At 66.9% G+C, this 14,213-nt stretch carries 12 protein-coding genes and 1 pseudogene; 4 read left to right on the top strand and 9 right to left on the bottom strand.

From position 1 onward, the window contains the following. Positions 1-24: 24 nt before the first annotated feature. A complete protein-coding gene (locus N415_RS07585; RefSeq protein WP_068179077.1) occupies positions 25-834 on the bottom strand; it encodes an SDR family oxidoreductase in 810 nt (269 codons plus the stop codon). Positions 835-974: 140 nt separating this feature from the next. Between N415_RS07585 and N415_RS07590 the strand changes: the two genes are divergently transcribed. From N415_RS07590 to N415_RS07605, 4 genes are all read left to right on the top strand, one after another. Then, entirely contained in the window at positions 975-1,742 is a 768-nt protein-coding gene (locus N415_RS07590; RefSeq protein WP_068179078.1) for an SDR family oxidoreductase, read from the top strand. Between the two features lie 23 nt (positions 1,743-1,765). Further along, positions 1,766-2,509 carry an SDR family oxidoreductase gene (locus tag N415_RS07595; RefSeq protein WP_068179082.1) on the top strand — a complete coding sequence of 248 codons (744 nt, stop codon included), beginning with the start codon at positions 1,766-1,768 and terminating at the stop codon, positions 2,507-2,509. A gap of 7 nt (positions 2,510-2,516) precedes the next feature. Next, a complete protein-coding gene (locus N415_RS07600) occupies positions 2,517-3,383 on the top strand; it encodes an ABC transporter substrate-binding protein (protein ID WP_068179084.1) in 867 nt (288 codons plus the stop codon). Positions 3,384-3,465: 82 nt separating this feature from the next. Next, positions 3,466-5,037 (top strand): multicopper oxidase family protein, encoded by a 1,572-nt coding sequence (locus tag N415_RS07605; RefSeq protein WP_068179088.1) that lies wholly within the window; start codon positions 3,466-3,468, stop codon positions 5,035-5,037. A 3-nt stretch (positions 5,038-5,040) separates the two neighbouring features. On the opposite strand, the gene N415_RS07610 is transcribed toward N415_RS07605, so the two are convergent. From N415_RS07610 to N415_RS07645, 8 genes and pseudogenes are all read right to left on the bottom strand, one after another. Continuing rightward, complete coding sequence (locus N415_RS07610) at positions 5,041-5,862, bottom strand: alpha/beta fold hydrolase (protein ID WP_068179092.1); 822 nt, start codon at positions 5,860-5,862, stop codon at positions 5,041-5,043. Between the two features lie 13 nt (positions 5,863-5,875). After that, on the bottom strand, positions 5,876-6,868 hold the full coding sequence (locus N415_RS07615; protein ID WP_068179095.1) for a cyclase family protein: 993 nt from the start codon (positions 6,866-6,868) through the stop codon (positions 5,876-5,878). After that, positions 6,856-7,683: a coniferyl-alcohol dehydrogenase gene (locus N415_RS07620; RefSeq protein ID WP_068179097.1), complete on the bottom strand. Its 828-nt coding sequence runs from the start codon at positions 7,681-7,683 to the stop codon at positions 6,856-6,858. The genes N415_RS07615 and N415_RS07620 overlap by 13 nt, the downstream gene beginning before the upstream one ends. A 20-nt stretch (positions 7,684-7,703) precedes the next feature. Beyond that, positions 7,704-9,008 carry an LLM class flavin-dependent oxidoreductase gene (locus N415_RS07625; RefSeq protein ID WP_068107408.1) on the bottom strand — a complete coding sequence of 435 codons (1,305 nt, stop codon included), beginning with the start codon at positions 9,006-9,008 and terminating at the stop codon, positions 7,704-7,706. Between the two features lie 3 nt (positions 9,009-9,011). Then, positions 9,012-10,764, bottom strand: a pseudogene (locus N415_RS07630) (FAD-binding protein). Further along, a complete protein-coding gene (locus N415_RS07635; RefSeq protein ID WP_068179106.1) occupies positions 10,761-11,678 on the bottom strand; it encodes a 3-carboxyethylcatechol 2,3-dioxygenase in 918 nt (305 codons plus the stop codon). The pseudogene N415_RS07630 and the gene N415_RS07635 overlap by 4 nt, the downstream one beginning before the upstream one ends. Further along, positions 11,626-13,335 carry a bifunctional 3-(3-hydroxy-phenyl)propionate/3-hydroxycinnamic acid hydroxylase gene (locus tag N415_RS07640; protein WP_068179109.1) on the bottom strand — a complete coding sequence of 570 codons (1,710 nt, stop codon included), beginning with the start codon at positions 13,333-13,335 and terminating at the stop codon, positions 11,626-11,628. The genes N415_RS07635 and N415_RS07640 overlap by 53 nt, the downstream gene beginning before the upstream one ends. After that, complete coding sequence (locus tag N415_RS07645) at positions 13,335-14,198, bottom strand: alpha/beta hydrolase (RefSeq protein WP_068179112.1); 864 nt, start codon at positions 14,196-14,198, stop codon at positions 13,335-13,337. Before N415_RS07645 ends, N415_RS07640 begins: the two co-directional genes overlap by 1 nt. Positions 14,199-14,213: the final 15 nt, after the last annotated feature.

A 14,213-nucleotide genomic window follows, 5' to 3' on the forward strand; every position in this document is an offset into this window, starting at 1 on the left:
GATTTAATATGCCGACCGGCGCGCTCACTCCTTGCGCTTGGACCGAATCACCTTGCCCGCGACCGTCCCGCCGTCCACCGGCAGCACGGTTCCGGTGACATAGCGCGACTTGTCGCTGGCGAAGTACAGCGCCGCCTCGGCGACGTCCTCGGGTGTGCCATCGCGCTTCAGCGGACGGTCGTCCCGCATCGTCTGGCGGATCTTCGCCTCGAAGCGCTCGAGCTGCTCCGGATCCATGTTCGCCGCCGACTTCGCCACCAATGGGGTGGGGATACTGCCGGGCGCGATGGTGTTGACCCGAACCTCATAGTGCGCCAACTCGATTGCCGCGCACTTGGTGAAATGGATGACCGCCGCCTTGGAGGCCCGGTAGGTCATCACGCCGCCACCGGCCTGGATTCCGCCAATCGAGCTGATGTTGATGATCGAACCCCCGCCGTGGGCGGCCATGTGCCGGGCGGCGTCTCGGGTACCCGCCATCACGCCGAGAACGTTGACGGCCATGACGCGGTGGAAGTCGGCCAGATCGTCGTCGAAGAATCGGGGATGCATGGTGGTCGAGATTCCGGCGTTGTTCACCATGACGTGCAGGCCGCCGAACTTCTCGGCCGCCGCGGCTACCAGCGACCCGACCTGCTCGGGATCGGACACGTCCGTTCGCCGGAACAAGGTGTCGGGTCCCAGGCTCGTTGACAGCGCCTCCCCCGTTTCGGTTTCGACGTCGGCGATGACGACCCGCGCACCCTCGGCCACAAACTTCTCGACGATGCCGCGACCGATTCCCGAGGCGCCACCGGTGACTACGGCTACCTTGCCCGCCAGATCGTTGACCACACGACGAGTTAATCGGCGTGCGCGGCGTTAAGTCAAGCAACTGATTTAAGCGGTGCCGGGTCTGGGCACCTATCCGCGTTCGCGCGTACGTGGAATGCTGAGTTCGCCACTTCATCGGCCACCTCGGGAGGGATCGTTTCATGAAGGTCTTGGTTATCGGCGGCACCGGACTCATCGGCTCGCAGGTCATCGCCAACCTCACCGAGATGGGACACGAGGCGATTTCGGCCTCACCGAGCTCGGGCGTCAACGCCGTCACCGGCGAGGGTGTCGCGGAAGCCATGGCGGGCGTGCACACCGTGGTGGACGTGGCCAACTCGCCATCCTGGGAAGACGATGCAGTGCTGAACTTCTTCACCACCTCGAGCCGTAACCTCCTCGACGCCGAGCGCGAGGCCGGTGTGCAGCACCACGTCGCGCTCACGATCGTGGGTGCCGACCGTACCCAGGACAGCGGCTATATGCGGGCCAAGGTCGCGCAGGAAAAGGTGATCGAGGAATCGGGAGTCCCGTATTCGATCGTGCGGGCGACCCAGTTCTTCGAATTCGTCAGCGGGATCGCCGATTCGGCGGCCGACGGCGACACCATTCGCCTGCCGCATACGGCGTTCCAGCCGATCGCCGCGAAGGACGTTGCCACGGCCGTCACCCAAGCGGCGATCGGCGATCCGACCAACGGCATCACCAACATCGCCGGTCCCGAAAAGCTGGGCATGGACGACTTCGCCCGCGCCAGCCTCGCCGCGGACGGCGACGCACGCGAAGTCGTGACCGATCCCACGGCCCCCTACTACGGCGCAGTGCTCGACGACCAGAGCATCGTTCCGATCGACGGGGAAGACCCGACGATCTACCCCACCCGGTTCAGCGACTGGAAGGCCTCCCACACCTCCAGCGGCGCGCAGTAAGCCAACGCGGGGGATCGACGCTGATGCCTCGGGTCGCATTGATCACCGGTGCCAGCCGCGGCATCGGTGCGGCGACGGCACGAGTTCTCGCCGAACGCGGATTTCGGGTGGTGGTCAACCACCGCGCCAGCGGCGAGCAGGCCGACGAGGTGGTCGCCGGCATCACATCGGCCGGCGGCGAGGCCGTGGCCATTCGGGCCGACGTCACCGCGCCCGGTGACGTCTCCGCCATGGCCGACGAAATCGCGCAACGCTGGGGCGGGGTCGACGTGCTGGTGCACAACGCGTTGATTCCGTTCGTCGTCACCTCGTTCGCCGACCTCACCTGGGAACAGCTCGGCGGCAAGCTGGACAACGAACTGCACGCCGCGTACTCGCTGACGAAGGCCGTTGTGCCGGGCATGATTTCGCGCGAGTACGGCCGGCTGATCTTTCTCAGCACCGGGCTGTCCCGGCGTCCGCGCGACGGGATGATCGCGCTGGGCACGGCCAAGGCCGCCTTGGACCAGTTCGTCCGCTACCTCGCGCTCGAGCTGGCGCCGCACGGGATCACCGCGAACCTGGTCGCGCCGGCCACCGTCAGCGGAACGAAAGTGACCGGGCAGCTTTCGCCGGAGCGGGTGGGTCAGCTCGGAGAGGCTTCACCGATGGGACGACTCGTGACTCCCGACGAGGTGGCCAAGACGATTGCGTTCTTGGCAAGCGCGGATTCGGGTTTCACCACCGGACACTACCTGCCGGTCAACGGCGGACTTGCGATGGACTGAACCCGCCATGCACACGATCGACCTGGCCTATGTCGGGCGCGGCGTCCACGAGGAACTTGTCGCCTACGTCGCCGACCAGGAGGGTTACTTTGCGGACGAGGGTGTCCACGTCGCCGTGCGGGACGGAATCGCTTGGGACACGGAGCGTCTGCGCTCGTGCGCCACGATCGGCCTCGGCCGTGCCGTCTTGTCGCGGTTGACCAATGGCATCGAGTGGACGGTGCTGACCGTGAACACGCACCGCCCGTTGTTCTGGTTTCTGGGCGGCGCCGACGTGCCTTCCATGGCGGACCTTCGCGGGCGCCGGCTCGCCGTACACGCGCCGCACACCGCACCCGGTTGTTTCGCGCGAATCGTGTTGCGCCAGCACGGTCTTGATCCCGATCGCGACCTTGAGTGTGTGGTGCGGTCCCCGGGCGACTATCAGATGGATCTGCGGCGGCTGCGGGACAGGTCGATCGACGCCGCCTATGTCGGCAGCACTCTTGCCCCGGAGCAGGTCGCCGAGGAGGAAGGCTTCCACGTGCTGGCGTGGGTGGGAGATCACTTCCAGATCCCCACCGTCGGAGTGGCGGTGGATGCGGAACGCCTCCCGATCGACGGCCGGGCGGTGCAGGCCGTGGTGCGGGCCAACCGACGCGCCCTGCAGACGATGGCCGAGCGACCCGATGTTGCGATCGATTACCTGGCATCGTTTTTGAACCGGCTGACGCGCGAGGAGGCCCGACGCCATTACGAACGTTACATCGGCCCCCACTTCACCGCCGACGGCCGGGTGGACCTCGACGTCGCCCGGCGCGCGGTCGACGCCGTCGCGGCCGAACTCGGGGTGGCCTCGATCCCGGCAGACCAGATCTACCGGGCCGCCCGATAACCAGCCGGCACTTGCGTTCCGGCCAACCGCCGAGCACGGTATAAGTCGCCGGGGTGATTCGACCCGAGACGAGGAGCGCTCCATGCCCGTCCCCTTCGACGCGACGCGGCTCACCCGCCGTGGCTTCATGGCCGCCGGCATCGCCGGCGGGCTGGCGCTGGCGGCCTGCAGCCAAACCAAGTCCCAGGGGTCGAGCACGTCCGCCCAAATGGCGGCCGCCATCGCCGCGGCCGAGGCGGTCCGGCCACACAGCGGGCGCACCGTCACCGCCGGCCTGACGCCGCAGCTGACAGATATCGATCTGGGCGGCCCGGTCGTCCGCACGATGGCGTATGGCAACGGCATTCCCGGACCGCTGATCCGGGCCAAGATCGGCGACGAGCTCGTCGTCACGGTCTCCAACCGGTTGGACGTCGCGACGTCGGTGCATTGGCACGGCGTCGCGCTGCGCAACGACATGGACGGGGCCGCGCCGGCCACCGCGAACATCCCGGCCGGCCAGGATTTCGCCTACCGGTTCTCCGTTCCGAATTCGGGCACCTACTGGGGTCATCCGCACACTGGGCTGGACGCCGACAAAGGGCTTTATCTGCCGGTCATCGTCGACGATCCAAGCGAGGGCGACTACGACGCCGAATGGATTGTCGTCCTTGACGATTGGACCGACGGCGTCGGCAAGAGTCCGCAGCAGCTCTACAGCGAGCTAACCGGCCCGAACAAGCCCAGCAGGTCGAACATGACCACGACCACGACCACGACCACGACCACTTCGACGACGCCGAGCGGCTCGCCGGCCTCGACGACGTCCACCTCCGGGATGTCCGGGAACGGCGGCGGCAGAAGCGACCTGCTCGGCGGCGACGCCGGCGACATCGACTACCCCTACTATCTGATCAACGGCCGAATCCCGGCGGCTCCCACCACATTCACCGCGAAGCCCGGCCAGCGCATCAGGATCCGTTTCATCAACACCGGATCGGACACCGCGTTTCGGGTCGCGCTGGCCGGCCATTCGATGACGGTCACCCACACCGACGGCTTCCCCGTCGTCCCCACCCCGGTCGACGCCCTGCTCATCGGCATGGCCGAACGCTACGACGTCATCGTGACTGCCGCCGACGGCGTCTTCCCGCTGGTCGCACTCGCGGAAGGAAAAAACGGCCTGGCGCGCGCGCTGCTGTCCACCGGGGCCGGCAGCCCACCGGACGCGGGGTTTCAGCCGGCCGAACTCAAGCAGCGGGTCGGCACCATCGAGATGTTCACGGCCACAACGCCCGTCAACCTGGGTCGACCGCAGCCCGACCTCAACCTTCCGGTGGTGTTGGGCGGCAACATGATGCAGTACAACTGGACGATCAACGGCAAACCCTACAGCCAGACGGATCCGCTGCACGTCCGCGAGGGTGAACGGCCCACGATCACGTTCGACAACACCACGATGATGTATCACCCGATTCACCTGCACGGCCACACCTACCAGCTGATCAAGGCCGACGGCAGCCCCGGCCCCCGCAAGGACACCGTCATCGTGTTGCCCAAGCAGAAGGTGCAGGCCGTGCTGGTCGCCGACAACCCGGGCGTGTGGCAGTTGCACTGCCACAACACCTATCACCAGGAAGCCGGCATGCAGACCCGGCTCGAGTACGTCTTCTAGGCTTCAGGCGGTTGCGAAGAACTCCAGCAGCAACTCGTTGACCGCGGCGGGCCGTTCGATTTGCGGGCAGTGGCCAGCCTTTTCCACGACCACCGATCGGGCACCGTCGATCTGTTTCGCGATCTGAGCGGCCCAGCCGGGCGGGAGGAGTTTGTCGTCCCCGCCTTCGATGACGAGCGTCGGCACGGTGATGCGCTCGTAGGCGCGCGCGCTCGACGGGGTCGCGGATGGCGCGGCGTCGGGGCGCCGAAATCGGGCCGCCGCCACCGCCTCCCACGCGCCCGGCGCGGTGCTCGATTCGTAACGGCGCCGCACGTAGTCCTCGTCCGCCGGGTACCCGGGATCGTGGAACAGCGCCTCGACGATGCGGCGCATCGCCGGCAGCGTCGCGTCGTACTGCTGCAGCGCGTCGAAATGCCGGTTCTGCTTGATCTCGCCTCCCCCGCAGATGATCACCAGGCTGCGGACCGGCAGCAGCGGCGTGTCCGAGGTGGCGTCGGTAAGCAGGTTGATGGCGCCCATCGAGTTGCCGACGAAATGCGCGGAGTGGACTTCGAGCTCCTCGCAGAATCGCGCCACGTGCCGAATCCGCATCCGGCGCCCTTCCACGAAGTCGATGACCTTCGCCGACTGCCCGAACCCCAACTGGTCCGGTGCCAGGACTCGGTAATGCGCGGCCAGGGCGGCAATGTTGCGCTCCCAGCCGAGTTCCGCGCTGGCGCCGAATTCGCCTCCGTGCAGCAGTACCACCGGGTCGCCGTCGCCCGCCTCCAGATAGCTGGTGTGCAGGCCGTCAACCAGCAGTGTCTTGCGATGAATCTCCAAGCGCCCGCCTTCTCTACTTGATCGCGATCGGGTTCACCGGGGAACCCACGGCGCCAACGACTCTCAGGGGCGGCGCGACGAGCTGGAATTCGTACACGCCGTCGGCCGCGCAGTCGTCCGCCAGCGCGGTGAGGTCCCAGTACTCGCCGAACATCATCCCCATGTCACGCAGGCAAAGCAGATGCAAGGGGAAGGTGATCCCTTCCACTCCGGAGACCAGGTCCTCCACCTGGAGGTTGTCGGCCGCGACCGCCGCGATCTCGTGATCGTGCAGCCACGAAGCGCACCGCCAATCCAATCCCGAGTAGCCCTCCAGCTTGTTGCCGGTCTCCAGAAACCTTGCCCACCAACCCGTTCGGATCAAGACGATGTCGCCCCGGCCGATCGTCACGCCCTGCGCGCGAACCACGTCATCGAGTTCCTCGGGCGTGATCGGGTTTCCGGCCTCCAGGAAGACCTGCGCACCGCGATGGCGGACCAGGTCCAGCAGCACACCGCGCGAGGTGATGCCCTTGCCGTCGACCTTGTCGATGCCACAGTGGAAGGCGCCCATGCTCGTCACCGAATCCGCCGGGAAGCCGTTGTAGAGCTGACCGTCGTAGTAGACGTGCGACAGCGCATCCCACTGACTGGCGGCCTGCAACGGCATGATGATCATGTCGTCGTTGAAGCGGAACGGATTGTCGGCCGTCATATAGTCGCTGAGTTGTTTGGCCAGCGGGTTGCGTGCCCAATCGGGACCGTATTTCGTGAGCGTGTGGACGTCCCCACCGTCCACCGTCATGACATGCACGGGATTGTGCCGAAACTCGAAGGCGCCCTGCGGCCCCGAGGCGCCGAAGTCCACGCCGAGCGGAAAGACCTTGCCGTGCCGAACCAGGCCCGCGGCTTGCGCGACCTTGTCGGCGGTGATGAAGTTCAGCGTGCCCAGCTCGTCGTCGGTTCCCCACCGCCCCCAGTTGCAGACGTCGCGAGCGACTCGCCGAAAGTCGGTTACGTCGGCCACGGCGCTCCTTTCTCGAGCTCGCGCGCAATCGACGCGCCCACGTTTCCGCCGTCGACCCACACCACCTGACCGGTAATGTAGCTGGCCGCTCGGCTGTTGAGAAACACCAAAACCGAGGCCTGTTCGGCCGGCTCCGAAACGCGACCCAGCGGCTTGGGGATGTCGTCGAGGAAGCCTTGTCCGTACGCCGTGCGCAGCTGGTCGAGGATCGGGGTTTCGGTGACGCCGGGTCCGGTGCAGTTGATGCGGATGCCCCGTGCGCCAAGGGGTGCGGCTTTTCGCATGGTGTAAAGGATGATCGCCTCTTTGGACAATTGGTAGCCGCCGCCGGCCAACGCATCCGGATGCGCATGACACCAGTCGATGCCTTCGGCCATCGTCGCGGTGTTAAGCAGCGGCGCCACCGCCCCCAGGTGGTCGCGATACGCCGCCGCGGCCAGGGACGACACGCTGACAATCGACGACCCCGGGGGCATCTTTTCGATCAGCGCCTCGGTGAGCATTCGCAGTCCGAGGAAGTTGATGGTGACGACCAGCGGGGGGTCGCCGATCCCGGACGAGACACCGGCGACGTTGAACAGCGCGTCGACGGGCCCCTCGACGGACGCCACCGCCCGGTCGATCGAGGCCGGATCGGCAAGGTCAACCTCGTGAAAAGCGTTGAGCTCGAACGCCGGGCGGCGCTTGTCCAGCCCGACGACGTCGGCCCCGAGTTCATTAAGCTGCCGCACCACGTGCTCGCCGATGCCCGAGGCACATCCGGTCACCACGGCACGGCGGCCGTCGTAACGCCACAGATCGTCGATCTGTCCCACGGCTCAATCCGCTTCCGGCGTCACTTGCCCTTCTCTTGCTCCTTGGCGCGTCGCGCGGCCTGGACGCGGCCTTCGTTGATCTCCGCCATGGCCTCGGGGATCTCGCTGGCGGTGAACTTGTCACGGCCGGTGGGCAGGCCGCCGAACGCGTACGTTTCGTCGAACAGCGGTGCCGTCGACTTCGGCCGCCGCGCCTCCACCTTCTCGATGACGGGCTCGAGCCGTTTGGCCTTGTCGGCCACCGCCTTTGCGTCTCGCTCGATGAACTCGGGCAGCACTTCTTTGCCCATCAGCTCGATGGATTCCATGGTGCCCTCGTGGCTGCGCGGGTTGAGCAGCAGGATGATCTCGTCCACGCCGCTCTGCTCGTAACCGCGCAGGAATTCGCGCACGGTGTCCGGGGAGCCGATCGCGCCGCGTCCGGGGCCGTAGGCCAGCGTCGGGTCCTTCTCGACCTCTTCGAGGTACCGTTTCCACACCCCGGTCCGGCCGGGGACGTGCATCCCGGTCAGGTAGTAGTGCATGATCCCGAACGAGAAGAATCCACCGCCCTGCCCCAGTCGCTGCAGGGCCTCCTCTTCCGTCTTGGCGACCATCATCGACAGGTCGCCACCGATGGCCAGGATGTTCGGGTTGATCTGTGGCGTGATCGGCACGCCGCTCTCCTCGAATTCCTTGTAGTAGCCGTTGACCCGGTCGGTCAGCGGCCCGGGACCCGTGTACGCGAAGCTCAGTGCCCCGATGCACTTTTGGGCGGCCATCTGTACGCTCGCCGGCCGCGTGCAGGCCACCCAGACCGGCGGATGCGGCTTTTGCAGCGGCTTGGGAATGACGTTGCGGGGCGGCATCTGGATTTGCTCGCCCTTGAAACCGGTGAACGGCTCCTCGATCATGCATCGGATCGAAACCTCGAGGGCCTCCTCCCACTGGGCGCGCTTGTCGGCGGGGTCGACATCGAATCCGCCGAGTTCGCCGACGGAGGAACCCTCCCCGGTGCCGAACTCGACGCGCCCGTTGGAGAGCAGGTCCAGGGTCGCAATGCGTTCGGCCACCCGCGCGGGGTGATTGACCGCGGGCAGCAGGTGCATGATCCCGAACCCGAGCCGGATGTTCTTGGTCCGCTGGCTGGCCGCGGCCAGGAAGATCTCCGGCGCGGTGGAATGGCAGTACTCCTCGAGGAAGTGATGCTCGGTGAGCCAGACCGTCGAGAACCCCGCCTTGTCGGCGGCCTCCACCTCGTCCAGGCAGTCCTGCAACAGGACGTGTTCGTCGTCCGGTGCCCACGGACGCGGCAGGGCGAACTCGTAGAACAGCGAAATTTTCATTGATTACCTCCCATATGAGTTAAGGGGTCTGTTTGTCAGGCTGGGCCGCAATGTGTTTGGCGGCGACGTAGCCGAACGTCATGGCCGGGCCGATGGTCGCCCCGGCACCGGCATAGCTGCGGCCCATGACCGGGGCGGACGTGTTGCCCACCGCGTAGAGCCCCGGCACCACGGTGCCGTCGGGCCGCAGCACGCGGGCATGTTCGTCGACACGCAGGCCACCCGAGGTACCCAGGTCGCCCAGGACGATTCGGAATGCGTAGTACGGCGGCTTGCCCAACGGATACAGGTTCGGGTTGGGCAAGGTCGGATCGCCGTAGTAATTGTCGTAGACGCTGTCGCCGCGGTTGAAATCGTCGTCGTGGCCTTTGCGCGCGAGTTCGTTGAAGCGGCTTGCGGTTTCGGAAAGCTGACGTGCCGGCACTCCTATCTTGGCGGCCATTTCGTCCCACGTCATGGCCGCTTTGACCACGCCCGATTCCAGCCAGGCGGCGGGAACCTTGCGGCCGGTGGGTACCGGCGCGCCGGGGATCTTCGGGATCGGGAGATGGCCGCCGATGACATAGCGATTCCACGACCGGCGATCGGTGATGAGCCAGCACGGGATGTGGGTCACCCCCGACCTCTGGCCGTCGATCATGGCGTGGCCGAAGTCCATGTAGGGCGCCGCCTCGTTGATGAAGCGTTTCCCGTCGCCGTTGACGATGAACTGTGCGGGCATCATCCGCTCGTTGAGCATGAATTGCATTCGGCCGTCCGGCCATTGGATCGCCGGGAACCACCACGCCTCGTCAAGTAGTTCGGTTGCGGCGCCCACCTTCTCGCCCGCGCGGATGCCGTCGCCCATGGCGGCGGGGTTGCCGAAGCTCCAATCCTGCTCGATGACCGGCAACTGTTCCTTGCGCCAGGCGAGGTCGTGGTCGAAGCCGCCCGAGGCCAGGATGACCCCCCGCCGCGCGCCGACCCGCTGGGTGGCGCCGTCGCGCTCCACCACGACCCCGGTCACCGCGCCGCCCGCGTCGGTGAGCAATTCGACCATCGGCGAGTCCAGCCACAGCGGGACACCGCGTTCCCGCATCGCCAGCCTGAGCCGGGCGGCCAACGACTGGCCGATCGCCGCCATCCGCTCACCGAACACTCTGGCCCGGACCATCCGCGCAATCAACTTCAACAGCACGCCCTTGCCGGCCCAGGACTGTCTGATCCGGTAGAAGGTCCGAAGCTCCTTGGGACCCAGCCAGATTCCCTTCGGCGCGAGCGCCAACGGCGCCAGCAGCTTTTGCTCGTCGGGGCCCAGCCTGCGCAGGTCGATGGGCGGCACATTGATCGTGCTCCCAAGCTCAGAGCCGCCGGGCAGCTCCGGGTAGTAATCTGCATACCCCGGCTTCCAGACGAACTCGAACCAGCCGGAAAGATTCTCCAGGAACTCCAGCATCCGCGGCGCCGAATCGACGTACTGGCGTATCCGTGCCTCGTCGACCAGACCGTCGGTGATCTGCCGGAGGTACTCGACCACCCCTTCGGGCGGCGGCGCGTAGCCCTCCCTGCGCTGCGCCGGTGCTCCGGGAACCCAGATGCCCCCGCCCGAAAGGGCAGTGGAGCCACCGAAGTGGGAGGACTTCTCCACCACCAGGGCGTCCAGCCCCGACGCGTGCGCGGTCAGCGCCGCGGTCATGCCGCCGCCGCCGGAGCCAACGACGAGCACGTCGACGATGTGGTCGAAGACGTCCGGGGCGCCGGGCAACGAAGAAGTCATTGCGGCACTGCCGTCCGGATGGCGAAACCGGCGATCAGTTCGGGAGCCGGTTTGTAGTACTGCAGCGTCGTCCGGTACGCCCCGACGGCCTCCAGGGCCGCAAACGCCGCCACCCACGTCCTGATCTCCTGGGCGGAGCTGCCGCCCTCGTGGGCGATAAACGAGTTCGACCATTGATCGAGCTCGGAAAGCCTTCCGCTGTCGATGATCTCGAGGAATCGGTGGTCCCACGCCGGGTTGAGCGGTTGGAGAGCACTCTCGCCGGCCGCGAAAGTCTTGGCTGCGTCGATCACGGCGAGCTGCCGGGCCTGCCGCTGCTCCGGCGTCATCGGCCTGCCATGCACGATCCGCTCCAGCACTGGGGCGGCCGCGGTCGCCAGCGTCGGCACCGGCGGGCTGTGGGAGAGTCCCCCGGACCCCAACAGCAGCACCCGCTTGTCCAAGGCGGCCAGGTAGTTACCAACCGCGGTGCCCAGCGCCCGGCACCGGTGCAGCGGCCCCAGCGGCGCGGCGACCGCGTTGAGGAAGATCGGGATCACCGGGCGCGCAGTGGCGTGGCCGAGAAGCTTTTCCAGCGGCTGCACGGTGCCATGATCGACGTCCATGCTGGCCGACACGGCCACGTCGACCCCGGCGCCCAGAACGGCTTTGGCGCATTCGTTGGCAAGGTCTTCCGGGACGTCCAGCGGCCCGGCGTAGGTGCCGTAGTCCCCGACGCCGTTGGCGCTGGTGCCGATGCAGAACGGCGGCATCACCTTGTAGAAGAACCCGTTGTAGTGGTCCGGGGAGAACGTCACGACGACATCGGGCCGGTATTCCTGCACGAAGTCTCGTGCCTTCGCGATCGCGCCTTCGATGTCGTCAAGCAGGTCCCGCGACGGCCCCGGAAGATTCAGCAGTGGGCTGTGCGACATACAGCACAGAGCCAGTGTCACTTGGCAAATCACCCCCTCCCGGCTTGAGAGCGAGCGCGTCGAAAAGGCGGGCGCTCAGCTCGGGCGCGCGCTGGGCGATGCATGCACCGGCGATGCACCGGTCGGGCCGCAGGAATAACACCGATTCCTGATGGGTGTCGAACCACGCCTTCAGCCCCCCGTTACGGTCCCCGACGATCACGACGTCAGGGTCGTCATGGCCATCCCAGTGCAGCTGGGTCAGCGGGCGTGCCGCAAAGAACTTCGCGCCCAAGGCTTTCCAACTCTCGAACGCCTCGTCCCCGAGAATCTTGCGCGGGTTGTTGTTCCAGCACACCACGGCCAGCCAGTTGCCCAGCACGTCGTCCAGCAACACATCCTGCTTGGTACGGGTGTCGACCCGGGGCTGGATGAACAGCGTGCCGACCGGCGAGTCGGCCCGGCCGGGCTCCGTGTGCGCGACGGCCCCCTGGTCGTAACGCGGCATCGGCTTGAACCGCATCTCCAGCACATACCGCTTGAGCGAAGGCACAATTGACGCCGAGCGCACCAGGACATCCCGCAGACCGGCCACCCGGCGGTTGGTCGGGGAGATCGCGCGGCCGACCATTGTGGACAGGTCGATCATCGCCCGCGCGTGCTTGCGGCGCTCGATGTCGTAGGTATCCAGCAGTGCGTCGTCGGCCAGGCCGCGCACCACCGCGGCGAGCTTCCAGCCCAGATTGAACGCATCGCGAATCCCGCTGTTGTAGCCCTGCCCCTGCCACACCGGCATCAGGTGCGCGGCGTCCCCGGCCAACAGCAGCCGGCCCGAACGGAACGCCCCGGCGATCCGCGAGTGATGGGTATAGACGCGGCGCCGGATCACGTCGACCTGGTCGGGGTGCGGCACCATCCGCGACAGCATCTGCCGCAGAAACGCCGGATCCTCGGCCTGCTCGTCGGACTCGTCGCCGTGAATCATGAACTCGAAGCGGCGAATTCCGTGCGCGATCGAGATGGAGGCGTAGGGGCGTTCGGGGTCGGCTCCCACCTCACTGTTCGGGTGGCCGAGCGGATCGTTGGCGACGTCGACCACCAGCCAGCGCGTCGAGGAGGTCGTCCCGTCGAACGACACGCCCATCATGCGCCGGGTCATGCTGCGGCCGCCGTCGCAGCCGACGACGTAGCGGGCCCGCGTCGTGGATGCGCCGCCGTCGCCGCCCAGCTCGACGGTGACCGCGTCGCCGTCCTGCCGGCAGGCCGTCATGGGGCGTTGCCACCGCACCTCGACGTGGGGGAACCTGTCCAGACCGCGCAGCAATTCGGCGTCGACGAGCGGCTGCACGAACCCGTTGCGCTTCGGCCAGCCGAACCGCGCATCGGGAGGTGCCATTTCGGCGAGCACGCGACGCTTGGCGTCGACGAAGCGAAGGATCTGGTTCGGGACGGTGTGCGGCAGGATGCGGTCGACCAGGCCGATCGACTGGAAGGTGCGCAGCCCCTCGTCGTCCAGCCCGACTCCGCGTGGATAGTCGATGAGCGTGTCCCGTTCGTCGACCACCAGCGTGCGGACGCCTTGCAGGCCAAGGATATTGGCGAGCGTCAGCCCCACCGGGCCGGCACCGACGAGGAGGACCTCGACGTCGACCGGTGCGTCCCGCTCCACGGCGACCATCACCGACCCAGCAGGAAGTCGAGATGCAGGCGGTTGAAGGTCTTGGCGTCCTCGTACTGCGGCCAGTGGCCGCAGCCTGGCATCAGCTCGAAGCGCGCGTTGGGAATCATCGACGCGATGCGCCGGCCCTCGGTCACGTCGGCGGTCGGGTCGTCACTGGTCCAGAGCACCAGCGTCGGCGCGGTGATCGAGCCGTATTCGTCCGGAGAGATGATGTTGCGGGCCCGGATCTCGGGATCCTGCAATGCCATGATGTCGCGCATGGCGTCGACGAATCCCGGTTGGCGGTATACCCGTTGGCGGCTGGCGACCAGGTCATCGTAGTCCTTGGACTTGTCGGCCATCAGCCATTTGATCCGCGCCTGCACCGTTTCCCAGGTCGGGTTCTCGGCGGCCGCCATCGACAGCGTGATGATCCGCTGCATCACCACCGGATCGGCCTGCGAGCCGCCGGCGGTGTTGAGGACCAGTCGGTCGACCGCGTCGGGATGGTCGATGGCGGCGCGCGCCGCCACCCAGCCGCCGAGGGATTCACCGCTCAGGCTGGCGCGATCGACACCGATGGCGCGCAGCACCTCCAGCAAGTGGTCGACGTAGTGACCGACCTCCAGCGGGTGACCCGGTTTGTCGGTGTAGCCGTGGCCCAGCATGTCGATGGACCACGTCCAGAAATGCTCGGCGTGCGCGGCCAGGTTCCGAACGTATGCCTCCGCGTGGCCACCCGATCCGTGCAAGAACACCAGCACCGGCTTGCCCGAATCCCCGGCGCGCAGGTAGCGGGTGCGCACTCCCCCGGCATGGAGGTAGCCCTGCGAAAACGCAACACCCTGGAGATCGCTCCATATGCTCTCGAATTCCGCCACGGTTCCTCTCACGCC

Source organism: Mycobacterium sp. UM_CSW (assembly GCF_000455205.1).
In the GTDB taxonomy this organism is placed as follows: Bacteria; Actinomycetota; Actinomycetes; order Mycobacteriales; family Mycobacteriaceae; genus Mycobacterium.

Excerpts from the sequence above, each read along its gene's own strand:
- N415_RS07635 (WP_068179106.1), bottom strand. The coding sequence starts at position 11,678 with ATGTCGCACAGCCCACTGCTGAATCTTCCGGGGCCGTCGCGGGACCTG.
- N415_RS07600 (WP_068179084.1), top strand. The coding sequence starts at position 2,517 with ATGCACACGATCGACCTGGCCTATGTCGGGCGCGGCGTCCACGAGGAA.
- N415_RS07590 (WP_068179078.1), top strand. The coding sequence starts at position 975 with ATGAAGGTCTTGGTTATCGGCGGCACCGGACTCATCGGCTCGCAGGTC.
- N415_RS07625 (WP_068107408.1), bottom strand. The coding sequence starts at position 9,008 with ATGAAAATTTCGCTGTTCTACGAGTTCGCCCTGCCGCGTCCGTGGGCA.
- N415_RS07595 (WP_068179082.1), top strand. The coding sequence starts at position 1,766 with ATGCCTCGGGTCGCATTGATCACCGGTGCCAGCCGCGGCATCGGTGCG.
- N415_RS07640 (WP_068179109.1), bottom strand. The coding sequence starts at position 13,335 with ATGGTCGCCGTGGAGCGGGACGCACCGGTCGACGTCGAGGTCCTCCTC.
- N415_RS07605 (WP_068179088.1), top strand. The coding sequence starts at position 3,466 with ATGCCCGTCCCCTTCGACGCGACGCGGCTCACCCGCCGTGGCTTCATG.